The following is a 26,945-nucleotide window of genomic DNA, read 5'->3' as shown; positions in this document are numbered from 1 at the left end:
GTCGTGGGGTGTCACTCCGCGTCGGCGGGGCGCAGCTCGGGCTTCGTCGCCCGCACCTGGGCGGCGGCGAGCACGCCGATGACCGCCGAGGAGTTGCGGATTCCGCCGGAGAGGACCCGGGCGACGGCGTCGGCGAGCGGCACCCGCTCCACGGTCATGTCGAGCTCCTCGTGCTCGACGGTGAAGCCCTCCGGCCGCTCCACCTCCGACAGCCCCTCGGCCAGGTAGACGAGCACCTGCTCGCTGCAGAAGCCCGGTGTGCTGTAGCTGGTCACCAGCAGCGACCAGCGCTCCGCGGACAGGCGCGCCTCCTCCGCCAGCTCCCGCTGGGCCGTGGCCAGCGGCGGCTCGCCGTCGGCGTCGCGCAGGCCGGCCGGCAGCTCCCACAGGTACCCACCGACGGGGTGGCGGTACTGCCGCACCATCACGACCCGGTCCTCGTCGTCCACGGCGGCGACGCACACGGCGCCGATGTGCCGGACGACCTCGCGGTCGCTGTGCCCACCGCCGGGCATGGCGACGGTGTCCCGGACGAGGGTGATGATCCGGCCCTCGTGGAGGGTCTCGGTCGCCAGGACCTCGTACTCCCCCGGCCGCGCCGGCTCGACCATCAGACCCCGACCTCCCGGGGCGCGACGTCCCGTCGTGCCATCAGATCCCCACCTTCTCCGCCTCGTCCACCGGCACCGGCAGCCGCGCGGACTCGGAGAAGTCGATCGCGGCCTGCACGAACGCCGCGAAGAGCGGGTGCGGGCGGGTCGGGCGGCTCTTCAGCTCCGGGTGGGCCTGGGTGCCGACGAAGAACGGGTGGGTCTCCCGCGGCAGCTCGGCGAACTCCACCAGCAGCCCGTCGGGCGAGGTGCCGGAGAACACCAGGCCGGCCTCGGCCAGCCGGTCGCGGTAGGCGTTGGCCACCTCGTAGCGGTGCCGGTGGCGCTCGGTGATCTCGGTGGCGCCGTAGGCCTCGGCGACGACCGAGCCCTTCTGGAGCGCGGCCGGGTAGCTGCCGAGCCGCATGGTGCCGCCCATGTCGCGCTGACCGGCGACGACGTCGACCTGGCTGGCCATCGTCGCGATGACGGCGTCGGGGGTCTCCGGGTCGAACTCGGCGGAGTTGGCCTCCTCCAGCCCGGCCAGGTTGCGGGCGGCCTCGATGACCATGCACTGCAGGCCCAGGCACAGCCCCAGCAGCGGGATGCCGTTGACGCGGGCGTAGCGGATGGCGCCGAGCTTGCCGTCGATGCCGCGGACGCCGAACCCGCCGGGGATGCAGACGCCGTCCGCGCCGGCCAGCGCGTGCGCCGCCCCCTCGGGGGTCTGGCAGTCGTCGGAGGGCACCCAGCGGATCTGCACCCGGCTGCGGTGGGCGAACCCGCCGGCCCGCAGCGCCTCGGTCACCGACAGGTAGGCGTCGGGCAGGTCGATGTACTTGCCGACCAGCGCGATGGTGACGGTCCGCTTGGGCGCGTGGACCCGGTCCAGCAGGTCGCCCCACACGGTCCAGTCGACGTCCCGGAACGGCAGCCCCAGCCGGCGGACGACGTAGGCGTCCAGGCCCTCGCGGTGCAGCACCTTGGGGATGTCGTAGATCGACGGCGCGTCGGGGCAGGAGATGACGCCCTCGGCGTCGACGTCGCACATCAGGCTGATCTTGCGCTTGAGACCGGTGCCGATCTCGCGGTCGGACCGGCAGACCAGCGCGTCGGGCTGGATGCCGATGCTGCGCAGCGCGGCGACCGAGTGTTGGGTCGGCTTGGTCTTCAGCTCGCCCGACGGCGCGATGTAGGGCACCAGCGAGATGTGCAGGAAGAAGCAGTTGTCGCGGCCGATCTCGTGCCGCACCTGGCGGGCGGCCTCGAGGAACGGCAGCGACTCGATGTCGCCGACGGTGCCGCCGATCTCGGTGATGACAACGTCGACCCGATCCTCGTCGTATCCCGCCCGCCCCACGGCCCCGGCCATGATCCGGGCCTTGATCTCGTTGGTGATGTGCGGGATGACCTGCACGGTGTCGCCGAGGTACTCGCCGCGGCGCTCCTTGGCGATCACGTCGGAGTACACCTGGCCGGTCGTGACGTTGGCCCGCCCGGTCAGGTCGGTGTCGAGGAACCGCTCGTAGTGGCCGATGTCCAGGTCGGTCTCGGCGCCGTCCTCGGTGACGAACACCTCGCCGTGCTGGAAGGGGTTCATCGTGCCGGGGTCGACGTTGAGGTAGGGGTCCAGCTTCTGCATGGTCACCCGCAGCCCCCGGCTGGACAGCAGCGCCCCGAGGGAGCTGGCCGTCAGGCCCTTGCCGAGAGAGGAGACCACTCCACCGGTGACGAAGACGTACTTCGTCGGCTGGGAGTTGTGGAGGAGACCCCCCGGCCCGTAGTTACTGTCACGCGTTCCAGACGGTCGATCCACGGGAGACGACCGTAACACGGTCCGGTCCCTCGACCGGGTCGGGACCCGGGGTGCCGTCGGCCTCCTCGGTCCCCGCCCGGCCGGCGGTCCGCGGAGCCGCGGCCAGCCACACCAGCAGCGGCACCAGCAGCGCCGCCGCGGTCGCCGGCAGGGCCACCCCGGAGTCGTTGACCGCGGCGCCCACCGCCAGGCTCAGCGCGACCGCCAGGAGCCCGGCCCGCAGGGTCGCGAGGTCGTCGGCGGCCAGCAGATCCGACCGGCCGCGCAGCAGCCCGGGGCCGCGCAGCGGCGCCGGCAGCAGGCGCTGCACCCACCCGCCCCACCGCCCCCCGGCCGGGCGGACCAGCCAGACCGCGGCCACCAGCGCCACCGGCAGCATCCAGGCCAGCGGGCTGCCGAGGAGGATGTCGAGGTTGGCCTGCGCCTTGCGGCTGACCACGGTCCACGCCTCGCCGGTCAGCACCTGCTCGACGAACCGGCCGAGGTGGCTGCGGTCGCCGGGCGGACGCAGCCAGTCGAGGACCGCGAGCGTGCCGACGGCGACCACGGCCGTCGCCAGCACCGCGGCGAGCCGGGTCAGGGTGACGCGGGTGCGGGTGAGCAGCATGGCCAGCAGCAGGAAGCCGGGCAGGGCGGCGAGCACGCCGCCGAAGTCCCGCCCCAGGCCAGGCGCGCCGATGACCAGCACGAGCAGCGCGCCGGCGCCCAGCACCGTGCCGGCCACCACCGCCCGCGCCCGGGCCGCCGGGGCCCGCCGTCCGGCCGCCGCCGCCGCGAAGGCGGTCAGCAGCAGCGAGCTCACCGCCAGGAGCCCGAAGGAGAGGTTGCCGTAGCCGGTGAAGCGGCCGGCGACGATCGCGTCGTAGCCGAGCAGGCCGCCCAGCTCCAGGGACGACCCGGTGAGCACGTCACCGACCAGGGTGGCCAGGGTGATCGTCAGGACCGCCGCCGGTGGCCCGAGGCGGGAGGTCCGCCAGGGGCCGAGCGCGGCCACCGCCGTCACGGCCGCGGCGGTCAGCAGCACCGACCCGGCGAGCGCCAGCTGTGCTCGTCCGCCCTCCCCGCCGGTCCGCTCCCACGGCAGCAGGCCGGCCAGGTAGGTGGCGACCGGCAGCGCCGCGGCGCCCAGCGCGACCGGGCGGACGGCGCCGCGCAGCCACTCCCCCGCCGGCCGCGGCGCCCGGTTCCGGCGCCGGCCGCCGGCCACGACCAGGCCCAGCCCGACGACGGCGGCGGTCACGGCGACCAGACCCCAGAAGAACGCGCCGGTGCTGCGGTGGTGGACCGTCGCGGTGGTGTTCGCGCGGTCGAGGACGTCGACCGCCTCGGCCAGCGGCGGCCGCTCGCCGGCCACCCGCAGCGGCTGGCCGTTCATCGACGCCGGCACGTCCAGGCCGAGGGCGGTGAGCGCGGTCGGGGCGACGTCGATGAGCTGGGTGAAGGGCGCCCGGCCGGTGCTGGCCGAGCTCAGCCAGGCGGCCTCGTCGAAACCGGGCCCCGAGGCGATGCCCACGTGCAGCTGCGGCCGGCCGTCGTTGACCTCCGAGACGCCCTGGAGGAGCAGCAGGGTCTCCCCCGGCACGGCGTCCACCGCGTCGGTCAGGCGGCCGACGGCGGCGTCGATCGCGTCCACGGCGGCGGCCCGCGGCTGCGGCTCGGTGCCGGTGTCGCTGCTCTCGAGGTCGGCCTGCCCGGCGTCGACGAGCGGGTCGAGGGACACCAGCGTCAGCGGGCAGCCGGTGAGGATCTCGGCGACCAGCCCGGGGTCGGGAGGCAGCCGCTCCCGCTGGGTGAGCTCCACGCCGGGCGCGGCGACGGCGAGCGCCGGGGCGCGGCCGACGACGGTGGCGCAGCCCACCGCGGCGCCGAGCGCGGCCGGCTCGGCCCCGAAGCGGGCGGTGCCCCGGTCGGCCGCCACCGCGGCGACGGCCGACTGCGGATCGGCCAGCCCCGCGGCGGCGAGCCGCTCCTGCAGCCCGCAGTGCGACAGCGACGGCGCGACCGGCGGGACGGCGGGGGCCTGCTCCTCCTCCGGCACGGCGTCGTCGGCGGGGCCCGCCTCGGGCTCGGCCGGCTCGCCGTCGGTGCCGGGTGCCTCGCCGGGCAGGGGCACGGTCGGCAGCGGCACCGGCGGGATCGCCTCGTCGGGGGCGGGGAAGCGGGCCCGGTTGCCGGCACCGAGGGTGGCCCACCCGTCGAGCAGGCAACTGGTGGCGCGGGCGGCGCGGACGGAGACGGCGCTGATCGGCGCGTCCTCGGCCAGCGCCCACAGGTTCGGCGTCGCCTCCGGGTCGAGATCGCTCCACACCAGGCCGGGGACGCCGACGACGAGCACGCGGTCGGCTCGGGCCCCGGCGGCGGGGGCCGCGGCGGCCGTCGTCCCGCCGGCGATCAGCACGGTGAGGAGCACGGCCAGCAGCGCGGCGGCCCGGCGGACCGACGTCATCGGGCGCCGGCCCCCGGCGGGCCGAGGAGTTCCCGGTACACGGCGACCAGCTGGCGGGCGGTGGCCGCCTCGTCCGGCCAGGTCGCGGCCTGGCGGGTGCCGGCCTCGGCCAGCGCCCGTGCTCGATCCGGGTCGGTCAGCAGCCCGGTGACGGCCTCGGCCAGCGCCGCGGCGTCCCCCACCGGGACCAGCTCGGCGGCGTCCCCGAGCAGCTCGGGCAGCCCACCGGTGCGGGTGGCCACCAGCGGTGTCCCGGAGCGCAGCGCCTCCTGCGCGGTCAGCGAGCGGGCCTCCCAGCGGGAGGGCAGCACGCACACGTCGGCGGCGGCGAGCAGGTCCGCGACGTCGCCGCGGCGGCCGAGCAGGACGACCGGTAGCCGCTCGGCGGCGATCCGGGCGCCGAGTTCCTCCTGCAGCGGACCGTCACCGGCGACGGCGACCAGCGGCGCCTCGGGCAGCCGCGCGTCGGCGGTCCAGCGGGCGGCCGCGGCCAGCAGGACGTCGTAGCCCTTCTGCGGGTGCAGCCGGCCGACCGCCACCACGAGCGGGCGCCCGTCGGACAGGCCGAGGTCCGCGCGCACCGCGGCGGCGGGCCGGCCCGGCGGGGGCAGCGGCGGCGCGGACACCGGCGCCACCCGGACGTCGCGGGCACCCTGCCGCCAGGCGTTCTCGGCGAGGTCACCCGAGGCGGCCAGCACGAGGTCCGCGCCCCGGACGGTGGCCCGCTCGGCGGCCCGCAGCACCCGGCGCAGCGCACCGCCGCCGTCGGGCAGTGCGTTGTGCAGGGTGAGGACCAGCGGCCGGGTGCGGTCCCCGAGCCGGCGGGCCGCGGCGGCGACCAGGCCGGCGCGCAGCCCGTGGGCGTGCACGACGTCGGCCCCGGCGGTGGCCTGCCGCAGTGCCGCGACGGCGCGGGCGTCGGCGGCCGGGGCCAGGCCGGCGGAGATCCCGACAGGGGTGAACGACGCGCCGGTCGCCGTGAACCCGAACAGCTGCTCGGTGGTGGCCGGCCCGCAGACCGCGACGTCCGCTCCGGCCGCGAGCAGCGCCGGCAGCACCGCCCGCACGTGGGTGCCGACGCCGCCGGTGCTGGTCGCCAGCACCTCGGTCACCCGGCGGCCCTGCAGCGGGAGCGGCTCAGCCACCGCGCACCTCCTGGGGGTCGATCGAACGCAGTCCACGCACGGCAGCCCGCAGCGGGCCGCGCGCCGTCCCCATCATGACCGCCGCGACGACGGCCAGGGCGCTCGCCGCGGCGAGCAGCCCGGCACCGACCACGGACACCAGGCCGCCCCGGGGCACCGGGTCGGCACCCAGCGCACCGGCGACCAGCAGGCCGGCGGCGCCGCCCAGGACCGCGGCCACCAGCGCGGGCAGCCCGGCTCGCGCCACGCCGGCCAGCCCCGCCGGCCCGACGACGCGCGCCACGACGGCCAGCAGCCCCAGCCCGGCGACGGTCACGCCGAGGCTGTGCCCGGCGGCCAGTGCCGCGCTCCGGTGGGCGGCCGGCAGCAGCCCGGCCAGGACGACGTCGGCGACGACGGCGAGCAGCCAGCCGCCCAGCACGCACACCGTCGCGGCCTTCCACAGCCCGCGGGCGTACAGCGCCCGGGTGAGGACGGCGACCAGCGCGTAGCCCAGCAGGCCCGGTGCGAAGGCGATGATCGTGTCGCGCAGGGCCGCCACCGTCGCGTCGGACCCACTGCCCAGGAAGACCCGCGCCATGGGCCCGGCGACCGCCACGAGCACCGCCGCGGCCGCGAGCGCGGTGACCAGCACGAGAACGGTGACCGGGGCCAGCCCGCGCCGGAACCCGTGCTCGTCGCCGGCGTCGGCCCGCTCGGCCAGCCCCGGGTAGGCGGAGGTGGCCAGCGGCACGGCCAGCGCCGCCCAGGGGACGAGGAAGAGGGTGAGGCCGGCGGTGTAGGCGACCTGGGTGCCGTCGGGCGCGCCGGCGTTGGCCAGCCGGATCGCCACCACGGCCACCAGCTGCTGCCCGGCGAGGGTGAGCACGCCGGCGAGGGCCAGCCTGCGCACCCGCGGCGCCGCGCCGACCGGGAAGCGCAGCGCCGGGCGCAGGCCCAGCCGCAACCGCCGCAGCGGGAACAGCAGGCTGAGCGCCATGGCCGCCACGCCGAGCGTCGTCCCCACGGAGAGGACCAGCTCGGCCCGGGTGGAGAGGTCCCCGGCGGTCGGGCTGCCGCCGATGCGGGCGAACGTGAGGTAGGCCGCGGCCACCACCACGCTCGAGAGCAGCGGCGCCACCGCCGGCCCGACGAAGCGCCGGTGCGCCTGCAGCACCCCGGTGAGCACGATGGCGATGCCGTAGAGCACCACCTGCGGCGCGAAGACCAGCAGGAACCGGGCGGCCAGGTCGACCTGGGCCGGGTCCCCGCCGCCCAGCAGCAGGCGGGCGATCGGCTCGGCGAGCACGGCCACGAGCACCGCGAGCGGGACGAGGACCAGCAGGCTCCACCCCAGCAACGCCGAGGCGGTGCGCCGGACCCGCTCCCGGTCGCCGGCGGCGATCCCGCCGGCCAGCATCGGGACGACCAGGCCGGCCAGGGCGCCGCCGGCCACGACCTCGAAGACGATGTTGGGGACGGCGTTGGCCGCCACGTAGGTGTCCCCGGTGCTGTCGGCGCCGACGGCGTTGGTGAACACCAGCGTGCGGCCGAAGCCGGCCAGCCGGGCCAGGACGGTGAGGACGGACATGAGCGCGGCGGCGCCGGCGACGCCGCTGAGGACCTGCCGCCGGGTCATGCCGGGCGGCGGCCGAGCCGGTCCAGTTCCCGCAGCCCCGGGGTCGCGTCGATGACGGCGGTGAAGCTCACCTTCTCGCTGGCCAGCGTCAGCGCCACCACGGCGGCCAGCAGTGCGGCGCGGGCCGGGCGGGCGGGCAGCTCCGCCAGCCGCAGTCCGAGGAGGGCCCCGACGGCGTTGGCGCCGCAGTCGCCGAGCATCACGCGCTCGTCGAGGTCTGCGGGCAGGGTGCCGAGGGTGGCACCGAGCGGGCCGGCGACGAGGGTGCCGGCGGGCCCGCCGAGCGTGGCCCCCGCGACCAGGGCGGCGGCCTTGCCCGCCCGGCCCGGCCGCAGGTCCAGCAGGTTGACGAGGTTGGCGGTGCCGGCGACCAGGCCGGTGGTGAGGACGGCGTCCAGCAGCGCGCCGGCGCCGCGACCGCGCCGGGTCAGGAGGGCGGCGACCGCGGCGGCCGCCCCGATGCCGGCGACCTTGACCGCGCCCGCGGACACGCGCCCGGCGCGCAGCGCGGCCAGGTGACCGGCCAGGCCCTTGTCGCGCGCCTGCTCGGGGCGGGCGCCGGCGAGGTCGTCGTAGGCGCCGACCAGCCCGGAGGCGGTGCCGACCAGGACGGCGGCGGCGCGGGCACCCGCCGGGGCGCCGGCGGCCGCGGTGGCCGTGGCGGCCAACGCCAGCGCGGGGCCGCCGAGCAGGGTGACCGGGCGGCCGGCGTAGTTGGTGCGGCGCCAGGGCGCCCCGGCCGGGCGCGTGGTCAGGGCCGCGGCTCCGGCCAGTGCGGCGCGGGCCGCGATCCCGCCGCCGAGTGCGAGCAGCGCCCGCCGCCGGGCGCCGCCGTCGGACCGGCGGGTCACGGGGTGGCGGCGGGGACCGGGGGCACCGGCTGGGTGTCCTCGCCCGTGCCGTACTTGCCGGACGTGCCCTCGCCCTCCCGCCCGAGCGCCAGCACCGTGCTGACCCGGCCGGCGGGGGTGCCGACGTTGTCGACGGTGGACACCGCGGCGGAGACCTCCGGGTCGGCGCGGATGACCCCGACCAGGCCGGTGTCCCGCGCGCTGGCAGCGTCGCCGGAGACGACGGCACCGGAGCCGGCGGCGTCCAGGGCCACGGCCAGGTCGACCAGGGTGTCGGTGCGGTCGGCGGCCTCGTCGTCGGGGAAGTCACCGGCGGTGAGGACGACCGCGAAGTCGGCCGGGGTCACCGACGGCGACTCCTGGGTGAGCACCTCCAGCGCGGAGAGGCCGGCGAGGACCGAGGAGAGCGCGGCGGTGTCCGGTGCCGGCGCTCCCCCGGCGGGCACCATGAGGACCTGCGCCAGCAGCGACCCCACCAGCTGACCGGTGTCGTCGGTCTCCGGGAGGGTCAGGCCGGTGGGCAGGCCCGGGCCGGTCACGTAGCTCTGCAGGCTGGCGGCCGTCGCGGGGTCGCTGTACTCCGGCTGCAGGCGGAGGGTGCCGGTCACCGTGCCGCCGGCCTGGCCCACCAGCGTGGAGAGCTCCTCGACGGTGTCGGCCTCGACCTCCTCACCGGTCAGCACGAGCACGACGCTGCGGCCGGTGAGGCTGCCGGCGACCAGGGCGGGGGCGACGGCGTCCTCGAAGGCGTCGCCAGTGTCCAGCTGGGCCTGCAGGTCGCGGGACTGGTCCTCCAGCGACCGCTTGTCCGCGGCGAGCGCGTCCACCTGGCTCTCGAGGTCGCTGAGGATCGGCTGGTTCAGCGCGGTGGTGCCGATGACGATCCCGAGCGCCACGGCCAGGAACACCGCGATCAACGAGACCAGGTGGTAGCGGAAGTCGATCACGAGAAGAGGTTCTCCAGCCAGAACACGAAACTGTTCCATTGGTCGAGCAGCAGCTCGAAGTAGACGCGGCCGGCCGCGGACACCGCGAGCGCCGACCCGATGGCCACGAAGGCGGCCAGCACCAGCACGACCAGCGCGGTGGTGGAGATGCGGCTGCGGTAGAGCCGGCTGACGCCCTTGGCGTCGACCAGCTTGCCGCCCAGCCGCAGCCGGGTGAGGAAGGTCGAGGCCATGCCGCCGCGGCCCTTGTCGAGGAACTCCACCAGGGTGGCGTGCGTGCCGACGGCGACGATGAGCTTGGCGCCCTTCTCGTCGGCCAGCAGCATCGCGATGTCCTCGCTGGTGGCCGCGGCCGGGAAGGTGATGGCGTCGACACCGAGGTCCTGGACGCGGGCCAGGCCGGGGGCGCGGCCGTCGGCGTAGGCGTGGACGACGACCTCGGCGCCGCAGCGCAGGACGTCGTCGCTCACCGAGTCCATGTCGCCGATGATCATGTCCGGCTGGTAACCGGCCTCCTTGAGCGCGTCGGCGCCGCCGTCGACCCCGATGAGCACCGGCCGGTAGTCGCGGATGTAGGGCCGCAGCGCCTGGAGGTCCTCCTTGTAGTCGTAGCCGCGGACGACCACGAGCACGTGCCGACCCTCGATCTGCGTCGTCACGTCGGGCACGCCCACGCCGTCGAGCAGCAGCGCCCGCTCGCGCTTCATGTACTCCATGGTGTTGGTGGCGAACGCCTCCAACTGCACCGACAGCCCGGCCTTGGCCTCGGCCATGGCCTCGGCGACGGTCTCGGGGGTCTGCAGGGTGCCCTTGGCGAGCACGGTGCCGTCCTCGAGCAGCAGCGTGTCGCCGTCGAGCCGGACCTGGGCGCCCTCCTTGACCGCGGAGAGCACCTCCTTGCCGACGTTGTCGACCAGCGGGATGCCCGCGTCGGTGAGGATCTCGGGGCCGAGGTTCGGATAGCGGCCGGAGGTGCTGGCCGAGGCGTTGACGACGGCGGCGACCTTGCAGGCCACGAGGGAGTCCGCGCTCACGCGGTCGATGTCGACGTGGTCGATGACGGCGACGTCACCGGGGCGCAGGCGCTTGGTGAGGTTCTTCGTCCGACGGTCCAGCCGGACGGTGCCGGCCACCACCCCGGGGGCCGATTCCGGTGCCCGGCCACGACGGAGAGAGCCGATGCGCATGGCCTACACCCTCCCACGGGCGCTCCGGCGGGCCGTCCACCGACGCGCAGGGGCGACCGTTCCGTCACGCTGAGTGTCCGACACCACGAAGGCGCGACACGCCGGGCGCGGTGCCGCGACCGGGGCCGCCGGAGCGTGCAGGGCGGCTGGCTAGCGTTGCCGGGGTGACACGAGGGGCGCACGCGGTCGACCGGACCCACCAGGACGACCTGCCCACCGAGGACGTGCCCGCGGGCGGCGCGCTGCCCGCCGGTGCGCTCCCCGACGACACCCGGGACGGCGTCCCCCTCGCGGGCACCGCGCCGCCCGATGACGCCCCGGCCGACGGCCCGCCCGTGGCCGGCGACCTGCCGGTCCCCGACGAGGCCGTGGGGACGGACACCGCCGCGCCACCGCTACCCGGGGCCACGGCGCCCGCCCCCGCTGCGACCGCGGCAGCACCGGCCGACCCGGGCCGCGGCGGGCGGCGGAACCGGCGCGCGCTGCGCGGCCCGGGTCTGCGCGAGCGCCGCCGGCAGCAGACGCGCGCGGCGATCGTGGACGCCGCCGCCGAGCTGTTCGCCGAGCGCGGCTTCGACGCGGTCAGCGTGGTGGAGATCGCCCAGCGCGCGGGCGTGGTCGAGAAGACGGTGTTCAACCACTTCCCGGTCAAGGAGGGCCTGGTCTTCGAGGCCGACCCGCCGATGCGGGCCGCGCTGCTCGACGCGGTGCGCACCCGGCCGGCCGGGGAGTCGGTGACCGCGGCGGCCGGCACCTTCGTCGTCCGGGCCATGAGCGGGCTGGGCGCGCCGGAGGCAGCGGCCGGCGTGGCGGAGATGGCCCGGATCATCCGCGGCAGCCACACGCTGCAGGTGCGCGAGCGCGAGATCCTGGGGCAGCTCACCTCGGCGCTGGCCGAGCTGATCGCCGAGGAGACCCGCGCCGAGCCCGGCGAGCTCGCCCCGGGGCTGGCCGCCCACGCGGTGCTGGCCCTGTACGCGGCGCTGCTCGAGCTGGCCCGCGACCGGGTGCTGGCCGGGGTCACCGGCCCGGAGCTCACCGCCGAGCTGCGCGCCCGCGGCGAGCGCGGCCTGGCCCTGCTGCAGTTCGGCCTGGCGGGGTACGCCAAGCGGCGCTGACCCCCAGGCTCCGGCCGGGTTCCGGGACGGATCCGCCCGGGACGTCCCGTCCGCCACCCCGGAGGACGCTCAGACCTGCAGTTGCAGCGCGCGGAGCAGCTGGGTGGACCGGTCGCCGGGGATGTCGGGGTCCTGGGTGAAGAGGGCGACGGCGACCATGTACTCGTCGTCCCCGGCCCAGCCGCGACCCCCGGCGCAGATCGCCCGGATGTGCTCGCGCACCTTGGGCTCGGAACTGTAGGGGCCGTAGTCCAGCCCCATCGCCAGGAAGTTGGCCACCCGGTAGCCCAGGTCACCGGCGGTGGCCACGGTGCCGGCCGGGTCGGAGTAGCTGGGGACGGCGACGACGACGTTGCGGTAGCCGGACTTCAGCAGCTGCAGCACGAGGTCGTTGCCGTACACCCCGCCCCACAGCTCCGGCATGAGGATGTCGCGGTCCGGCGCCGGGATGTAGGGCGGGTTGGCGATCACCGTGGAGACCGCGGGCGCGCCCGCGGAGTCCGCGCCGTCGAAGAAGTCGCCGAGCTCGACGGTGTAGCGGTCGGCGACGCCGCGGGCGGCGATGTTCTCGCGTGCCCGGGCCACCGACGGGGCGCTGATGTCGAAGCTGCGCACCCGCAGCTCCGGCAGCCCGGCCACGACGTCGGCGATGGCGGTGGCGTCACCGGTGCCGAGCTCGACCACGCCCTCCTCCGCCCAGTTCAGCTGCTGGCGGTAGTGCTGCAGGAGCATGCAGACGGAGAACCCGTAGTGCGCCGACTCGTCAGCAGAGGAGAAGCAGCTCACCGGGCGGCACCGCCGGTCCGGCGGGCCGTGGGGTGGTCGACTCCGACCAGGCATCGGTTGCGCACGACCGACGCCTACCCCGCCCGCGGGCCCGCCACTCCTCGCCGTCCCCCGGCCGGGCACCGCCGCGGCCGGACGGTCACCCGGACGGGTGCCTGCCCGGCCGCCCCGCCCCGGTACCGGCGCCCACGTCCTGGGCCGGCCGCTGTGCCGCGACGCGGGCCTCGGCGGCCACCGCCAGCAGCTCGCGGGCGTGCGCCTGACCGGTGTCGCTGTCGGTGAGCCCGGACAGCATCCGAGCCAGCTCCCGCACCCGGTCCTCCCCGTCGACGGCACGGATGTCGGTGGCGGTGACGCCGGCGCCGGTGTCCGGGGACTTGTCGACGACCAGGTGGGTGTCGGCGAACGCCGCGACCTGGGCCAGGTGGGTGACGACGACGACCTGGTGCCGGCGGGCCAACCGGGCCAGCCGCCGGCCGATCTCCCCGGCCGCCTGCCCGCCGACGCCCGCGTCGACCTCGTCGAACACCATGACCGGCACGGGGTCCGCGCCCGCGAACACCACCTCGATCGCGAGCATCACGCGGGAGAGCTCACCGCCGGAGGCGCCCTTGTGCACCGGCCGGGGCGGGGCCCCGGGATGGGCGGCCATGAGCAGGGCCACCTCGTCGATGCCCTCCGGGCCGGGCGCGTCGGGGTCGCTGTCGACGGAGAAGGAGACGCGCGCGCTCTTCATCGCCAGTCCGGCCAGCTCCCGGCCCACCGCCGCGGCGAACCCGTCGGCGGCCGCCCGCCGGCCGGCCGACACCTGCGCACCGAGGTCGGCCACCTCGGCGCGGGCGGCGTCGCGCTCGGCCTCCAGCGCCTCGAGGGCCTCGTCGGAGACGTCGAGCTCCGCCAGCCGCCGACGGGCGTCCTCCGCCCACGCCAGCACGCCGGTGGCCCCCTCCCCCACGTCGGCGTACTTGCGGACCAGCGCCGTGATCGCCGCGCGCCGGTCCAGCACCTCGGCCAGTCGCGCCGGGTCGGCGTCGAGGTCGGCGACGTACGTCGCCAACTGGCCGGCGACGTCGGAGACGACCGCGACGGCGTCGGAGAGGTCCTGGGCCAGCATCACCAGCGTGGGGTCGTCGGAGGCGGCCAGGGCGCGCTCGGCGATGGCGAGCGCGGCGCTGGCGTCCTGCGGCAGGTCCTCCCCGCCGAGATCGCCGGTCACGTCGCCGACGAGGGCCATCCGGGCCTCGTCGGCGGCGGCGCGCAGCGCGTCGGCGTCGCTGAGCCGCCGGGCCTGCGCGTCGAGCTCCTGGTCCTCACCCGGCTGGGGACCGACGCCCTCGATCTCCTCGATCCCGTGCCGCAGCACGTCGGCGGCCTGGGCGAGCTCGCGGGCCTGGCCGCGCCGGCGTTCGAGGTCGGTGGCCAGCTGTCGCCAGCGGGCGTACGCCTCCCGGTAGCGGTCCAGCAGCGCCAGGTGGTCGCCGCCGGCGTAGCGGTCCAGCGCCCGCCGCTGCTCGGCGGGGCGGGACAGCCGCAGCTGGTCGCTCTGCCCGTGCACCGCCAGCAGCCCCTCGGCCAGCTCGGCGACGACGCCCACCGGGACACTGCGCCCGCCGAGGTGCGCCCGTGACCGGCCTTCCGCGCTCACCGTCCGGGCGAGGATGAGGCTGCCGTCGTCGTCCGGGTCGGCGCCGGCGTCCGCGGCGCGCTCCCACACCGGCGAGTCCGGGGGCAGGGCCAGCCGGCCCTCGACCCCGGCGCGGCCGTTGGCCCGCACCCGGCCAGGGTCGGCGCGCCCGCCGAACAGCAGGGTGAGCCCGGTGACGACCATCGTCTTGCCGGCGCCGGTCTCGCCGGTGACCACGGTCAGCCCGTCGCCGAGCTCCAGGGTCACGTCGTCGATGGCGCCGAGACCGCGGATGCGCAGCTCGGTCAGCCGGCCGCGCCGGCCGGGTGCCGACGGATCCGCCGACGCCGCGCCGGCGGGTGCGGCGCGACCGGGGACCCGCCCCGGCTCCCCGGCCGCGCTACCCGGCCCCGCCTCGCCGGGGACCGGGTCCCCCTGGTCGGTGACCTGGGGGACTACCGGGACGGCCGCGGCCTTGCCCGCCTTGCGGCGGGGTTCACGCGCCGTCGTCGTCCGTGCCGCCACCGCGGTCCTCCTCCCCCGGGTTCCCGCTGACGATGCCGCGGGCCAGGACGTTGCGGGTCGGGATGAGCTCGTGGCCGGGGTCGTGCGTGCGCGCGTCCCGGAAGCCACGGACGGGGAGGCCGAACTTGGCCACGAGCCGGTCCCCGAAGGTGGCCTTGTGCACGCGGGCGATCCGCACCGAACGGTCGGCCCGGCGCACGTCCACCCGCCCTCCTTCGGGCACCTCCAGCGCCCGGCGGCCGTCGGCGGAGACCCGCGCGCGGTTGCCGTCGGCGGGGATGACCACGGTGAGCACCGAGTCCGGTGAGGTGACCAGCGGCCGGGAGAACAGCGCGTGCGCGTTCGACGGCACGACGAGCATCGCCTCGACGTCGGGCCAGACCACGGGGCCGCCGGCGGAGAACGCGTAGGCCGTGGAGCCGGTGGGGGTGGAGAAGAGGATCCCGTCGCAGCCGAAGCTGGTCAGTGGGCGCCCGTCGATCGCGAGCACGACGTCGAGCACCCGGGAGCGCTCCATCTTCTCCACGGAGACCTCGTTGAGCGCCCACGTGCCGCCCACCACCGCGCCGGCGTCGTCCAGGACGTCGACCTCGATGGCCAGCCGCTTCTCCACCGAGTACTCGCAGCGCTCGATGGCGGTCAGCGTCTCCTCCACCGCCTCCGGCTCGGTCTCGGCGAGGAAGCCGACCCGGCCCAGGTTGACGCCCATCAGCGCGGCGTTGCTGTAGCGGGCCAGCTCGGCGGCGCGCAGGAAGGTGCCGTCCCCCCCGAAGACCATGACGATCTCGGCGCCCCGGGCGGCCTCGGCGTCGGCCGCGACGACGTGCGCACCCTCGATGTCGAGATCGGGCGCCTCGTTCTCCAGCAGGCGCACGGTGATGCCCGCCTTGGCCAGGCGGGCGGCCGAGCTGCACGCGAGCTCGACGATGTCCTGCCGACCGGTGTGCACGGTGAGCAGCACGTGCCGGCTCGCGCCGGGCGCCCACAGCGCGGGGCTGACCTCGGTCACGCTGCCTCCTCGCCGGTGCTGGTCGGTCGCGTTCCGGGCCGTCCGGTGTCCCGGCCTGACCTCGCGGGATCGGTCACTGGTCCTCCTCGGTGACACCGGTCGATGGGTTGGGCCGATGGTTCACGATGGTCCTTCCTCGACGGCCCCGCGCACGTCGTCCTCCCGCGGCGGGCCGGCGTCACGCCGCAGCCACAGGAAGAACTCGACGTTCCCGGCCGGCCCGGGCAGGGGGCTGGCGACCACGCCGGCGGTGCCCCAGCCGAGGGTGGCCGCGGCCCGGGCCACCTCCAGGACGGCGTCCTGCCGATGGGCGGGGTCGCGGACGACTCCTCCCGCGCCGAGCCGCTCCCGCCCCACCTCGAACTGTGGCTTGACCATGGGCAGCAGGTCGGCCTCGCCCCTGGCGCAGGCGGTGAGCGCGGGGAGCACCAGCCGCAGCGAGATGAACGACAGGTCGGCGACGACGAGGTCGACCGGGCCGCCGATCTGCTCCGGGGTCAGGGAGCGCACGTTGGTCCGCTCGAGCACCGTCACGCGGTCGTCGGTTCGTAGCGACCAGGCCAGCTCGCCGTACCCGACGTCGACAGCGACCACCTCCCGGGCGCCGCGGCGCAGCAGCACCTCGGTGAAGCCACCGGTCGAGGCCCCCGCGTCGAGCGCCCGCCGGCCCTCCACCGGGACCGGGAACGCCTCGAGGGCCCCCAGCAGCTTGTGCGCCCCCCGGGACACCCAGCTCGGCTCGTCGGGGTCGGTCCGGACGACGACGGGGGTGTCGGGGCCCACACCCGTGGCGGGCTTGGTGGCCGCGCGCCCGGAGACGGCGACCCGGCCGTCGTGGATCAGCGCGACGGCGTGTTCGCGGGACCGGGCCAGCCCGCGCCGCACGAGCTCCGCGTCGAGCCGGCTGCGGCGGACCATCAGAGCTGGTCGATCGTGGCGAGCTCGCGCTGCAGCCGGGCGTGCTCGGCCTCGAAGGCGGCCACGTGCTCGGCGAGCGGCCGCTCCGCGAGGCCGGCGAAGGCATCGCCCTGCGTGGTGGGCGCGCCGGCCGCCTCCGGACCCTCCGGCTCCGCGCCCCTGACCGCCTCCGGTTCCGCGCTCCTGGCCGCCGGCGGAGCGGCCGGGGCAGGCGGGCCGGGCACCGGCGCCGGGCGCAGGCCGGGACGCGGCGGACCGGGCACCGGTCGCGGTCGGCTCGGCTCGGTCATCACTCGCCTCTCGGGAGGGTGGGTGCGCGGTGCGCTGCTGCGCCGGCGCGGTCGACGCACTGCCGACGGCGCGTGCCGGCCGGCGGTACGTCCCGGCCGCGAGATTACCGGCCGGGGACGACGGGCACGGGTCGTGGACGGGGGGATAGCGTTCGCCCGCCCGATCCCCTCGCGCGATGGAGGCACGCCGGCGTGGCCACGATGGAGCAGTGCATGACCGCCCTCAAGGGCATCCTCGGAGATCTCGCGGCCAACCCGGCCGCCGAGGGCCTCGACCGCAGTCTGTCCTGCCGGATCCCCGACCTCGGCCAGATCGTCCGGGGACGGCTGGCCCGCGGCACGGTCCACGAGCTGCGCGCCGAGCCGGAGGACCAGTCCCTGGAGAAGGCCGACATCCGGCTGACGATGACCAGCGACGACCTGGTCGCCCTCACCGACGGCCAGCTCTCCTTCGGTCCGGCGTGGGCGACGGGCCGGATCAAGCTCGAGGCCGGGCTGCGCGACCTGCTGCGGCTGCGCAAGATGATCTGAGCCCCCGATTCCACTGTGCCGCGCCGCTCGTCAGGCTCGTTCCTTCGGGTGACCCGGCTCGCCGGGGCCTGTTCGAGGGGCGCTCCCGGCTGACAGACTGCAACGCGGGGTTCCACCGGGAGGAGGGGAGCTCCGCGCCGTCGTCACCGGGGACGACGTCCACGGGGGGGCTCTCTTGTTGCGGGACACGTCGACCTTGCTGCGGGACACGTCGACCGAACCCATGTCCGTCGCCGTTCTCCGGCTGTGTGCACCGGAGCTGGCTCCGATGTGGCGGCGGCTGCAGGCCGCCGGTGGCGTCAGCACCCCCTTCCTCGCGTGGGAGTGGTTCTCCGCCCTCGCCGAGCAGCCAGAGCTGTCCCGGTCCGTGCGGGTCGTGGCGGTGCGCCGTCCCGGTGAACCGGAGGCCGGCCTGTTCCCCCTCGAGCTCGTGCGGGGGCCGCGAGGCCGACGGACGGTCCGCTGCGCCGGAACGGACAAGCTGGGTGCCGACCACCTCGACGTCGTGGCCCTCCCTGCCGATCGGGGCGCCGTCGCGGCCGCGGTCGCGCGGTACCTGGCACGGTCGTTGCGCTGGGACGCGGCCGACCTGGAGGGGCTGGCCGCGGACGGGGCCCTGGCGCGGGCGCTGCGGGACGAGCTCCGGCTGCCCCGGTGCCTCCCGCACCGATCCGAGGTGGAGTCGGTGCCCGTCGTGGCCTTGAGGGGTGAGGAGGCCGACGCGGTGCGGGCTCGTCTGCGCCGCCGCTGCGCACGGGGCCTCAAGTCGGCGCAGCGGGCTGGGGGCGGGTTCTCCGTCGTGGACGACCCCGACCAGGTGGGGGCCCTGGTGGAGTCCCTCATGGACATGCACAACGCCCGGTTCCAGTGCGAGTCGGTCGTCTTCTCCACCCCGGCGCTGCGCACCTTCCACGTCACCGCGGTGACCCGCCTGGCCGCTGCAGGCATGGCCCGGGTGTGTCGTCTGTCGACCGCCACGGACGACATCGCCCTCGAGTACGTCCTGATGATGGGCGACCGGGCGTACAGCTACCAGAGCGGGTTCCGCCCCGATGGTGGCCACTCCCCCGGCCGGACGGTCATGTGCCAGGCCATGCTCGTCGCCGCGGAGGAGGGCCGCGCGGAGTACGACCTGCTCCGCGGTGACGAGTCGTACAAGGCCGAGTACGCGACGGGCAACCGTCCCGACGTGCGCATCCGGGCCCTGCAGCCCACCGTTCGGGCGGTGGCCTGGGGGACGATCCTGCTGCTGCGCCGAGTGGCCAGGGTCGCGCGGCGGAGGTGGGGCGCCGGCGATGGGGGGCACTGAGGCACGTCCGACGCAGGAACCCGTGGAGGTCCACGACATGCCGTCCGGCGACCGAACGGCGCTGCACAGTTTCCTGTGGTCCGGGCTGTCGTTCGGCGTGACGAAGCTGGCCGTCTTCGCGTCCACGCTCGTGCTGGCACGCATCCTCGTGCCGGACGACTTCGGGGTCGTCGCCGCCGCGATGACGGTGATCGCCCTGTTCGAGATCGGCTTGGACCTCGGCGTGGGATCGGCACTGATCCACGACCAGGAGCGCGGCATCACGAGCCGGGTCCAGACGGCGTTCACCCTCAACCTCGGGATCGCAGCACTGCTGACCGCGGTGTTCGTCCTGTGTGCCCCGGCCGTCGCGGCCTACTTCCGGGTTCCCGAGTCCGCCGACGTCTTCCGAGCCGTCGCGTTCTACCTCCTGTTGCGTGGCGCCGGTCAGGTGCAGGACGCCGTCCTCCGGCGCGACCTCCAGTTCCGGCGTCGGACGCTGGCCGAGCTCGCCCGGGCCGTGACGCGGTTCGGGGTCTCCATCCCCCTGGCACTCCTCGACCACGGGGTCTGGGCCCTCGTGTGGGGCCTCCTGGCGGCCGAGGTCGCGGGCACGATCGTGAACTGGGTGCTGGTGCCGTTCCTGCCTCGGTTCACCGTCGACCGCACGGCGGTGCGCACGCTGCTCAGCTTCGGCCTGGCCGTCGTCGCCGTACAGGCCGTCTCGGTCGTGTCATCGAATGCCGACTACCTCGCCGTGGGCCGCGTCCTCGGCCCGGAGGACCTCGGTCAGTACACGATGGCCTATCGGCTGCCCGAACTGTTGATCGACAACGTCTACTGGATCTTCTCCAGCATCGCACTGCCGTGGTACTCGCGCGCTCGTGACCGAGCGGCCGGCACCTTCAAGGACACGATGCTGCGCGCGCTGACCCTGCTCACCCTGTTCGGCTTCCCGATGGGGGCCGCGCTCGCACTGGTGGCACGCGATGCGATCCCGGTGCTGTTCTCCGAGCAGTGGCTGCCCGCCGTCGGGCCCATGGCCCTGCTCGCGCTGGCAGCCGGCGTGAACGCCATCGGCTTCGCCTCCGGGGACATCTTCCCGGCGCTGGGCCAGCCGGGGCTGCTCCTGCGACTGGACCTCGTCTTCGCGGCCACCGAGATCGCGGCGTTCTTCCTCCTTGCCCGGCACGGCATCCTGGTCGTCGCAGCCGTGCACCTCGTGTCCGGCGCGCTCTACATGCTCCTCCGACTGGTCGTGGCCAACCGCCTCGTCGGTACGGGCATGCGCGAGTGCGGCCGGGCGATGGTCCCCGGAGTCGCGGTCACCGTCGGCATCACGGCATGTGCCCTGCCCCTCCTCTTCCTCCTCCAGCCGGGGGTGGGCTCCCTCCTGGCCGTGATCGGTGCCGGTGTCGTGGGAGCCGCGCTCGGTGCGGCACTGGGAGCCCGGGATGCCATCACCGATGTCGTCCGCACCGTGGCAGCGGCCCGTGGCCGCTGACACCGTGGCCCGTCTCCTCGACGGGCGGGAGATCGGGCGCGACGTGATCGCGGCCTGGCGGGACCTCGCGTCCCGCGCCGCCGAGCCGAACCCGTGCAACGAGCCCGAGACCCTGCTGCCCGCCATCCGTCACCTCCCCGGGGGTTCGACGGTGCGACTGTTGGTCGTCACCCGGGGCCGGGAGCTGGATGTCTGCCTGCCGGTGGTGCCGGTGCGGCGGTGGCGGTCCAAGGTGCCCCTCCCCGCGTTCAGGTCGTGGACGCACGACTACCAGTTGATCGGCACGCCCCTGGTGGACCGCGACCGGGCGGCGGAGGCGTTGACCGCTGTCCTGCGGGCGTCGCGGCGGGTCCGGGGCACGTCCCTGTTCCTCGAGATCGAGGACCTCGGCATCGACGGCCCGGTGGCGCAGGCGCTCGAGGAGGCGGCGGCCGCCGTCCGCGGCCGGCTCCTGCGCTGGGAAGGGCACGAACGGGCGACCCTGAGCCGCGCCGAAACCGTGAGCGGCCCGCCGAACAGCAGCCGGCACAAGCGGGCGCGCCGGTCCCGACGGGCCTTGGAGCGGGCTGCCGGACCGCTGACCGTCGTCGACCGGGCCGGGGACCCGGAGGCTGTCGAGGACTTCCTCGCGCTGGAGGCGGCGGGCTGGAAGGGCCGCGCCGGGACGGCGATGGCGTGCACTCCGGGCGATGCGGCCTTCTTCCGCGAGTTGTGCCGCAACTTCGCAGCCGCCGGTCGGTTGGAGCTGCGATCGCTGGAGGTCTCCGGTGAGCCGGTGGCCATGCAGACCGCGCTGCGGGCCGGCGGTGCCGTCTTCCACATGAAGATCGCCTATGACGAGCGCTTCGGTGACTACTCGCCGGGCGTCCAACTGCTCGTCGACTACGCGGATCGGTTCCCCACGGAGGACCTCGAGTTCCGCGACTCGTGCACGGCCGCCGACAACGCCACGGAGAGCCAACTGTGGCCGGGACGGCGCGGGATCGCCACGGTGGTGACCCCGTTCGCCGAGCCGCTGAGCAGAGCGGCCGCGTCGGCCCTCGACCTCGCCCGCGCACGCCGAGCGGGGACGTGAGACTGCACCCCGCTCAGCAGCGCCGCTGGACGTCCCGCACCCGGCGGGCGCGGACCGTGGACCAGGCCGGGGACCTGCTCCGGTGCCGTACGTACCTGGTCAGTGACGGCGGAGACCCGCGGCAGGGCCCGGCCGATCACCTGGCCCCGTCCATGCCCCAGCGTGCCAGCGCTGCCGACGAGGCCTCGTCGGCGGCCTGCACCCGCGGCGGTGCGGTGGCCTCGGGGTGGACCGTCCAGTGCGCGACGCACAGCGCCCGCAGCCCGTCGAGCCCGTCGTCGTCCGCCCCGGCAGGGTCCGCGGCGGGGTCCGCGCCCAGTGCGAGCCGGCCGTCCTCTCCTGCTCGTCGCGCCACCCAATCGCCGCAGCGCCAGCCCGCGCCCGCGGCGACGACCGCCGGATGGGCGGTGAGCAGCCCCGAGGCGTCGGCCGCCACGAGGTCCGGCCGCTGGCCGGGGGGCGCGGCGAGCAGCCCCGCCGGGTCGGTGACGCCGGTGAGCACGAGCAGACTGGCCGCTCCCGCGCGCCGGCCGCCCTCGATGTCGGTGTCGAGCCGGTCGCCGACGACCAGCGGACGCCGGGCGGCCGTGCGCCGGACACACTCGGCGTGCATCGCGGGGTCCGGCTTCCCGGTGACCAGCGGCGGCCGGCCGGTGACGGTGCTGACCACGGTGACCATCGCGCCGTTGCCCGGCAGCGGGCCACGCGGCGAGGGGATCGTGGCGTCGGTGTTGGTGGCCACGTGCTCGGCACCGTTGCGGATCGCGACGACCGCCTCGGCCAGCTGCGCCCAGCCCACCTCCCGGCCGTACCCCTGGACGACGGCCGCCGGCTGGTCCTCCGCCCGCTCCACGACGGTCAGCCCCGCGGCCCGCAACGCGGCCGGGACGCCGGCGCCACCGACCGGCAGCACGCGCGCTCCGGGGCCCAGCCGCGCGGCCACCACCGAGGCCGCCGCCTGCGAACTGGTGATCACGTCGTCCGGGCCTGCGGGTATGCCCAGGTCGGAGAGGTGCCGGGCGACGTCCTCGGGCGTGCGCGCGGCGTTGTTCGTGACGAAGCCCAGCCGCATGCCGACCTCGCGGGCACGGGCGAGCGCCGCGGGTATCCCGGGCACGGCGTCGGGACCGACGTACACGACCCCGTCGAGGTCGAGCAGCGCCACGTCGAAGACCGTCGTGGGCGGCCGGTCGCACCCGGTGGCCAGCGACGGCGGACCGCCGCTCACGTCGTCCTCCCGGTGCGGCGGGCCCGGACCCCGCGCAGCGCCCGCGTGTAGTGGCCGAGGTCCGGTCGCATCGCGACGGCGAGGGCCAGGTGCTCGGCGGCGAGGTCGAGGTCGCCGGCCCGGCTGGCGGCCAGCCCCAGCCCGAACTGGGCGTAGTCGTCGGTGGGGTTGCGGGAGATCAGCTCGCTGAAGGTGCTCATCGCCTCCGCGTAGCGTCCGGCGTCGTACTGCGCCCGCGCCAGTGCCTCGAGCAGGCTGCGTGACCCCGGCTCGGCGTCCACCGCCCGGCCGAGCAGCGTCGCGGCCGCCGCCGGGTCGCGGTTGGCCAGCAACTGCAGCCCGCGCTGGTACCAGTCGTAGACGTCCCCCTCGGGAGACCCCACGTCCGCCACACCTGCCCCCCTCGGTCACCGGCTCCACAGCCGCCCGCGCACCGGCGGCACCGCGCCGGCAGCGGCCGGGACGGCGCACCGGGGCACGCCGCTCCTACGATTCCCCTCGTGCCCTCGTCGTCGGCGGACTCCCCGCTCCCCACAGCGACAGGGCTCGAGGTCCGGCCCTTCCGCGCCCTGACCTACCGGCAACGAGACCCCGGGCATCTGGCCCGGGTGAGCTCGCCAGCGTACGACCTGGTGACCCCCGAGGGACGGGAGCGCCTGGCCGCGGCCGATCCGCACAACGTCGTGCGCCTCATCCTCCCCCACGTGCCGCCGGTGGCCGGGCGTCCCGGGGACGACTCCGTGCAGCGGTCGGCCGAGCAGTCGGCCCGCACGCTGCGGCAGTGGCAGGCGGACGGCGTGCTCGCCCGCGACGCCGACCCGGCACTGTGGGTCTACGAGATGCGCCCGGCCGACGGCACACCGGCCACGGTCGGGTGGCTGGGCGCGGTCGCCCTGCCCCCGGCCGGCTCCCGGGCGGTGCTGCCGCACGAGGACACCTACCCTGTGGCCGTCGAGGGCCGCCGCGCGCTGCTCGCTGCGACGGGCACCGACCTCGAGCCGATCGTGCTGGCCCACGACCCCGACCCGGAGGTGCCGCTCCTGACGGAGGCGGCCCGGGGAACCGAGCCGACGCTGCACGTCGCCGACGCCGACGGCGTGCAGCACCGCCTGTGGCGGGTGACCGATCCCGGCCTGGTGCGCGGGCTGGTGGGCGCGCTCGGGCGGACCGGGGCGGTCATCGCCGATGGCCACCACCGGTTCGCCGCGGCGCGCGCCAACGAGAGCCGCGCGCCCGGCGCGCCGGGCGCGGGCGCCCTGCTCGCCCTGCTCACGCCCATGGGGCCCGGCGGGCTGACGGTGCGCGGCATCCACCGCGTGGTACCCGACCTGCCTCTCGCCGACGCGGTCACCGCCGCGGCGGCCGGGTTCGCGGTCACCGACGTCCCGGTGGGCGACGACGGGACGGCCGCGGCGGTGCAGCGCTGGCTCGGCGACCCGTCGGAGGAGGGCTTCCTGCTGAGCGACGGCGCCCGGCTGGTCCGGCTGGGCAGCCCGTCGGCGCAGGTCCGCGCCTGCGTGCCGCCCGAGGCGCCGGCGGCCTGGCGGAGGCTGGACGTCGTCCTGGCCCACCACGGTCTGCTCCAGGCGCTCTGGGGACGCCCGGACGACCCCGAGTCGGTGCTGGTGGCACACACGGTCCAGGAGGCGCTCGCCGGAGCGGCCGCCAGGCACGGGGTCGCCGTCCTGCTGCGTGGACCGTCGCCGGCCGACGTCGCGGCGGTGGCGCGGACCGGGGCACGGATGCCACGCAAGTCGACCCTGTTCGTCCCGAAGCCGCGCACCGGTCTGGTGCTGCGCCCCCACGCGGACTGATCCGGTCACGCCGTCGCGACCGCCGGCCCCGAGGACCGGGGGACCTTCCGTCCGCGCCGGCAGTTGACCTCGCAGACCGACGCCGTTCCGGTCGGGGTGCGCCAGAAGCGGCGCTGCAGCGCCCCCTCGACCTCCACGACGTCACCTGCCTCCCATGCCGCCACGCGGCGCTGCAGGCCTCGGTCGTAGGTGATGCAGGTCAGGACGTCGACGGACTGCCCTCGAGTCCGCGGCTCGGGCCGGCGCACCACCAGGCGGAAGGTGACCAGCGTGTCACCGCTGGGGAGGGTCTTCAGCTCCGCCGGGGCGGACAGCCGCCCGCGGAGCACGACGTCGTTCCGGTCGATGACTGCCACGCTCATGACGGCAGCCTTGCCGCCGGCGGGTCCCCGACCCACCCCTGCCGCCGTCCTGTGGACGCGCGGCCGGGATGTGGACGGGGACGGCACCGGTGTCGACGCTCAGTGCTGGGGGTCCTCCCCGCCCTCGTCGGTCTCGTCGGTCTCGCCGAGCAGCTCGGCGACCTCGGCCTCGATGTCCTCGGACAGGTCCGGCTCGTCCCCGGCGTCCGGTGCCGCGTCGTCGGCCGTCGCCGGGCGGGCCTGCGTCACGGACTCCTCGGGGAGCTGGTCCTCCACGGGCCCCTCGGCCCGGGAGTCGTCGTGGGGGACGCCCACAGGGAGCTCCGCCCCGGGGAGCACCTCCTCGGAGAACTCCACGTCGGGCTCCTCGGGGGTGTGCGCGGCGACCGCCTCGGACCACGCCGCGGCGAGGACCTCCTCACCGGCTTCCGCCAGCAGCTGCGCGTAGGACTCCGCGAGCCGGAGGGTGCCCTCATCGGTGAGGTCCACGGCGTCCGGCGTGGGCCGTCCTCCGAGCGCGCCCTCGAGGACCAGCCGGGCTGCGGGCAACTCCCCCAGGTCCTGACGCGCGCCGGCCTCGACCAGCTGGAGCTCCACGACGTCCTCCGCACCGGGGTGCTCGGCCAGCGCCTCGCGGACCAGGCGGAGAGCCACCTCAGGGCGGCCCAGGGCCCGCTCGCAGTCGGCGAGGACCGCGCGGTACGCCTCGTCACCCGTCATCCGCCGGTAGGCGCGCAGCTCCCGGGCGGCCTCGGCGTAGTCACCGGCGTGGTACGCCGCGACGCCGACCGCCTCCCTGACCACCGCGATGCGGGAGGCCCGGTCCCGCGCGGCACGCGCGTGCGCGAGCGCCTCCTCGGGCTGCTCGTCCACCAGCGTGCCGGCGGCCACGAGGTGCCGGGCCACCCGCTCGGCGTTGCGGGACTCCAGCCCGCGCAGCGCCTGCCGGACAGCGGGATCGAGGTCGCGCGCCTCGGCCCAGTCCGGGAGGGCGGGTCCAGCGGCGAGCGGCGGCGTCCGTTCCTGACCGCCCGCGGCGCGCGGCCGGTCGGCGGGTCGCCCGCGCCGGTCGTCGCTCGGCCGGCGGTCGCGCCACTCACCGCGGCCGCCACCGGCGGCCGAGCGCTGGGGACGGCGCTCCTGCCAACCGCCCCCGGAACGCTCCGGCCGATCGGCCTGCCCACCCCGGTCCTGCCTGTTCCCCCGCGCACCCGTGGGGCGCTGCGGGCGGTCCGACCGCGTGCCCTCCCCGGAGGGACGCGCCGGGCGCTCGCTCCACTGGGGACGGTCACCGCGCGGACGGTCGGTGTCCGGACGGCGGTCACGCCAGTCGCCGCGCGCGGCGTCCGGCCGCTGGGGCCGCCCGCGCTCGGGACGACGCTCCTGCCAACCACCCCGCTCACCCGCGGGACGCTGCGGACGATCCCCCTGCGGACGACGCTCCTGCCAGCCACCCCGCTCACCCGCGAGACGCTGCGGACGATCCCCCTGCGGACGACGCTCCTGCCAGCCACCCCGCCCGCCGGCCGGACGCTGCGGACGATCCCCCTGCGGACGACGCTCCTGCCAGCCACCCCGCCCGCCGGCCGGACGCTGCGGACGATCCCCCTGCGGACGACGCTCCTGCCAGCCACCCCGCCCGCCGGCCGGACGCTGCGGACGATCCCCCTGCGGACGACGCTCCTGCCAGCCACCCCGCCCGCCGGCCGGACGCTGCGGACGATCCCCCTGCGGACGACGCTCCTGCCAGCCACCCTGGCCACTGCCACGGTCCGAGCGGCCAGGTGCGACACCACGCGAGCCGTCGCCGGGGGCCCGGTCCCGCCACTGCGGCCGGTCCTGGCGCTGTCCCTCCTCGCGGGGACGCCGCTCCTGCCAGTCAGGACGCCGGGACTCGCCGGCTCCACCGCCGGTCGGACGGCGCCCCTGCCACGATCCCTGGCCGCCTCGCGGGGCGGCACCGCGCTGCCCGCCCCCGCCCTGCGATCGTGTGGGCCCCCCGGTGCGGCCCCCTCGCGGGCCGCCCTGTCCGCCGGAACCGCCGGCGCCTCGACGCGGAGAAGTCATGTCAGTGTGCCTACCTCGAAGATCGATCCGGCACGCACGGGTGCTGGCGGGAAAAGGGCCGGACGCACGAAGACGGGGGTCAGAGCACGTGGCTCTGACCCCCGTCTTCATGAATGGTTGTCCGGCGGCGTCCTACTCTCCCACCCCGTCTCCGGGGCAGTACCATCGGCGCTGAGAGGCTTAGCTTCCGGGTTCGGAATGAGACC

General features: G+C 76.3%; 23 protein-coding genes and 1 rRNA gene. 6 read left to right on the top strand and 18 right to left on the bottom strand.

Annotated features, from left to right (window positions below):
* Positions 1-11: 11 nt before the first annotated feature.
* From CRP39_RS14370 to steA, 8 genes are read right to left on the bottom strand one after another with little or no spacing between them, the layout of a single operon-like run.
* Positions 12-611, bottom strand: a complete 600-nt coding sequence (locus tag CRP39_RS14370; RefSeq protein ID WP_097207077.1) for an NUDIX domain-containing protein — start codon at positions 609-611, stop codon at positions 12-14.
* Between the two features lie 40 nt (positions 612-651).
* On the bottom strand, positions 652-2,406 hold the full coding sequence (locus CRP39_RS14365) for a CTP synthase (RefSeq protein WP_097207076.1): 1,755 nt from the start codon (positions 2,404-2,406) through the stop codon (positions 652-654).
* A complete protein-coding gene (locus tag CRP39_RS14360; protein ID WP_097207075.1) occupies positions 2,381-4,852 on the bottom strand; it encodes a hypothetical protein in 2,472 nt (823 codons plus the stop codon). Before CRP39_RS14360 ends, CRP39_RS14365 begins: the two co-directional genes overlap by 26 nt.
* The gene (locus CRP39_RS14355) at positions 4,849-5,997 is read right to left on the bottom strand and encodes a glycosyltransferase family 4 protein (RefSeq protein WP_097207074.1); all 1,149 of its coding nucleotides are present in this window, start codon (positions 5,995-5,997) and stop codon (positions 4,849-4,851) included. Before CRP39_RS14355 ends, CRP39_RS14360 begins: the two co-directional genes overlap by 4 nt.
* On the bottom strand, positions 5,990-7,615 hold the full coding sequence (gene murJ, locus CRP39_RS14350) for a murein biosynthesis integral membrane protein MurJ (protein ID WP_097207073.1): 1,626 nt from the start codon (positions 7,613-7,615) through the stop codon (positions 5,990-5,992). The genes CRP39_RS14355 and murJ overlap by 8 nt, the downstream gene beginning before the upstream one ends.
* On the bottom strand, positions 7,612-8,466 hold the full coding sequence (locus CRP39_RS14345) for a hypothetical protein (protein ID WP_216359743.1): 855 nt from the start codon (positions 8,464-8,466) through the stop codon (positions 7,612-7,614). The genes murJ and CRP39_RS14345 overlap by 4 nt, the downstream gene beginning before the upstream one ends.
* Positions 8,463-9,413, bottom strand: a complete 951-nt coding sequence (locus CRP39_RS14340) for a copper transporter (protein WP_097207072.1) — start codon at positions 9,411-9,413, stop codon at positions 8,463-8,465. Before CRP39_RS14340 ends, CRP39_RS14345 begins: the two co-directional genes overlap by 4 nt.
* Positions 9,410-10,600, bottom strand: a complete 1,191-nt coding sequence (gene steA, locus CRP39_RS14335) for a putative cytokinetic ring protein SteA (RefSeq protein WP_097207071.1) — start codon at positions 10,598-10,600, stop codon at positions 9,410-9,412. The genes CRP39_RS14340 and steA overlap by 4 nt, the downstream gene beginning before the upstream one ends.
* Before the next feature lie 164 nt (positions 10,601-10,764).
* On the opposite strand from steA, the gene CRP39_RS14330 reads away from it, so the two are divergent.
* A complete protein-coding gene (locus CRP39_RS14330) occupies positions 10,765-11,718 on the top strand; it encodes a TetR/AcrR family transcriptional regulator (protein WP_245853872.1) in 954 nt (317 codons plus the stop codon).
* Positions 11,719-11,787: 69 nt separating this feature from the next.
* Here CRP39_RS14330 and CRP39_RS14325 read toward each other — a convergent pair whose 3' ends face one another.
* The 5 genes from CRP39_RS14325 to CRP39_RS14305 form a co-directional block, all read right to left on the bottom strand.
* A complete protein-coding gene (locus CRP39_RS14325; RefSeq protein WP_097207070.1) occupies positions 11,788-12,504 on the bottom strand; it encodes a class I SAM-dependent methyltransferase in 717 nt (238 codons plus the stop codon).
* Between the two features lie 139 nt (positions 12,505-12,643).
* Entirely contained in the window at positions 12,644-14,653 is a 2,010-nt protein-coding gene (recN, locus tag CRP39_RS14320) for a DNA repair protein RecN (RefSeq protein WP_245853871.1), read from the bottom strand.
* Positions 14,625-15,662 carry an NAD kinase gene (locus tag CRP39_RS14315; protein WP_097207069.1) on the bottom strand — a complete coding sequence of 346 codons (1,038 nt, stop codon included), beginning with the start codon at positions 15,660-15,662 and terminating at the stop codon, positions 14,625-14,627. The genes recN and CRP39_RS14315 overlap by 29 nt, the downstream gene beginning before the upstream one ends.
* Positions 15,663-15,782: 120 nt before the next feature.
* Complete coding sequence (locus tag CRP39_RS14310; RefSeq protein WP_097207068.1) at positions 15,783-16,580, bottom strand: TlyA family RNA methyltransferase; 798 nt, start codon at positions 16,578-16,580, stop codon at positions 15,783-15,785.
* The gene (locus CRP39_RS14305; protein WP_097207317.1) at positions 16,580-16,870 is read right to left on the bottom strand and encodes a hypothetical protein; all 291 of its coding nucleotides are present in this window, start codon (positions 16,868-16,870) and stop codon (positions 16,580-16,582) included. The genes CRP39_RS14310 and CRP39_RS14305 overlap by 1 nt, the downstream gene beginning before the upstream one ends.
* 213 nt (positions 16,871-17,083) lie before the next feature.
* On the opposite strand from CRP39_RS14305, the gene CRP39_RS14300 reads away from it, so the two are divergent.
* The 4 genes from CRP39_RS14300 to CRP39_RS14285 all read left to right on the top strand — a co-directional run bounded on the left by CRP39_RS14300 (position 17,084) and on the right by CRP39_RS14285 (position 21,268).
* On the top strand, positions 17,084-17,401 hold the full coding sequence (locus CRP39_RS14300; RefSeq protein WP_245853870.1) for an alkyl sulfatase C-terminal domain-containing protein: 318 nt from the start codon (positions 17,084-17,086) through the stop codon (positions 17,399-17,401).
* 223 nt (positions 17,402-17,624) lie between these two features.
* A complete protein-coding gene (locus CRP39_RS14295; protein ID WP_143426643.1) occupies positions 17,625-18,710 on the top strand; it encodes a GNAT family N-acetyltransferase in 1,086 nt (361 codons plus the stop codon).
* Between the two features lie 37 nt (positions 18,711-18,747).
* Positions 18,748-20,193, top strand: coding sequence for a lipopolysaccharide biosynthesis protein (locus tag CRP39_RS14290; RefSeq protein WP_172442444.1), 1,446 nt, complete (start codon positions 18,748-18,750; stop codon positions 20,191-20,193).
* On the top strand, positions 20,183-21,268 hold the full coding sequence (locus CRP39_RS14285; protein ID WP_143426642.1) for a GNAT family N-acetyltransferase: 1,086 nt from the start codon (positions 20,183-20,185) through the stop codon (positions 21,266-21,268). The genes CRP39_RS14290 and CRP39_RS14285 overlap by 11 nt, the downstream gene beginning before the upstream one ends.
* A gap of 136 nt (positions 21,269-21,404) precedes the next feature.
* On the opposite strand, the gene CRP39_RS14280 is transcribed toward CRP39_RS14285, so the two are convergent.
* On the bottom strand, positions 21,405-22,496 hold the full coding sequence (locus tag CRP39_RS14280) for an HAD-IIA family hydrolase (protein WP_097207063.1): 1,092 nt from the start codon (positions 22,494-22,496) through the stop codon (positions 21,405-21,407).
* A complete protein-coding gene (locus CRP39_RS14275) occupies positions 22,493-22,879 on the bottom strand; it encodes a tetratricopeptide repeat protein (RefSeq protein ID WP_245853869.1) in 387 nt (128 codons plus the stop codon). The genes CRP39_RS14280 and CRP39_RS14275 overlap by 4 nt, the downstream gene beginning before the upstream one ends.
* Before the next feature lie 225 nt (positions 22,880-23,104).
* Here CRP39_RS14275 and CRP39_RS14270 point away from each other — a divergent pair, with 225 nt between their 5' ends.
* Positions 23,105-24,310 (top strand): DUF1015 family protein, encoded by a 1,206-nt coding sequence (locus CRP39_RS14270; RefSeq protein ID WP_245853868.1) that lies wholly within the window; start codon positions 23,105-23,107, stop codon positions 24,308-24,310.
* Between the two features lie 5 nt (positions 24,311-24,315).
* On the opposite strand, the gene CRP39_RS14265 is transcribed toward CRP39_RS14270, so the two are convergent.
* From CRP39_RS14265 to rrf, 3 genes are all read right to left on the bottom strand, one after another.
* Positions 24,316-24,672 (bottom strand): single-stranded DNA-binding protein, encoded by a 357-nt coding sequence (locus CRP39_RS14265; protein ID WP_097207316.1) that lies wholly within the window; start codon positions 24,670-24,672, stop codon positions 24,316-24,318.
* A 99-nt stretch (positions 24,673-24,771) separates the two neighbouring features.
* On the bottom strand, positions 24,772-25,578 hold the full coding sequence (locus CRP39_RS14260; RefSeq protein ID WP_097207060.1) for a tetratricopeptide repeat protein: 807 nt from the start codon (positions 25,576-25,578) through the stop codon (positions 24,772-24,774).
* Between the two features lie 1,280 nt (positions 25,579-26,858).
* A 5S ribosomal RNA gene (gene rrf, locus CRP39_RS14255) occupies positions 26,859-26,945 on the bottom strand; the annotation flags it as partial.

The organism is Geodermatophilus sabuli, assembly GCF_900215145.1.
GTDB classification, from domain to species: domain Bacteria; phylum Actinomycetota; class Actinomycetes; order Mycobacteriales; family Geodermatophilaceae; genus Geodermatophilus; species Geodermatophilus sabuli.
This window is presented reverse-complemented; position numbering and strand designations above follow the sequence as displayed.

Excerpts from the sequence above, each read along its gene's own strand:
- CRP39_RS14290 (WP_172442444.1), top strand. The coding sequence starts at position 18,748 with ATGCCGTCCGGCGACCGAACGGCGCTGCACAGTTTCCTGTGGTCCGGG.
- CRP39_RS14360 (WP_097207075.1), bottom strand. The coding sequence starts at position 4,852 with ATGACGTCGGTCCGCCGGGCCGCCGCGCTGCTGGCCGTGCTCCTCACC.
- murJ (WP_097207073.1), bottom strand. The coding sequence starts at position 7,615 with ATGACCCGGCGGCAGGTCCTCAGCGGCGTCGCCGGCGCCGCCGCGCTC.
- CRP39_RS14370 (WP_097207077.1), bottom strand. The coding sequence starts at position 611 with ATGGTCGAGCCGGCGCGGCCGGGGGAGTACGAGGTCCTGGCGACCGAG.
- CRP39_RS14265 (WP_097207316.1), bottom strand. The coding sequence starts at position 24,672 with ATGAGCGTGGCAGTCATCGACCGGAACGACGTCGTGCTCCGCGGGCGG.
- CRP39_RS14310 (WP_097207068.1), bottom strand. The coding sequence starts at position 16,580 with ATGGTCCGCCGCAGCCGGCTCGACGCGGAGCTCGTGCGGCGCGGGCTG.
- CRP39_RS14300 (WP_245853870.1), top strand. The coding sequence starts at position 17,084 with ATGACCGCCCTCAAGGGCATCCTCGGAGATCTCGCGGCCAACCCGGCC.
- steA (WP_097207071.1), bottom strand. The coding sequence starts at position 10,600 with ATGCGCATCGGCTCTCTCCGTCGTGGCCGGGCACCGGAATCGGCCCCC.
- CRP39_RS14305 (WP_097207317.1), bottom strand. The coding sequence starts at position 16,870 with ATGACCGAGCCGAGCCGACCGCGACCGGTGCCCGGTCCGCCGCGTCCC.
- CRP39_RS14295 (WP_143426643.1), top strand. The coding sequence starts at position 17,625 with ATGTCCGTCGCCGTTCTCCGGCTGTGTGCACCGGAGCTGGCTCCGATG.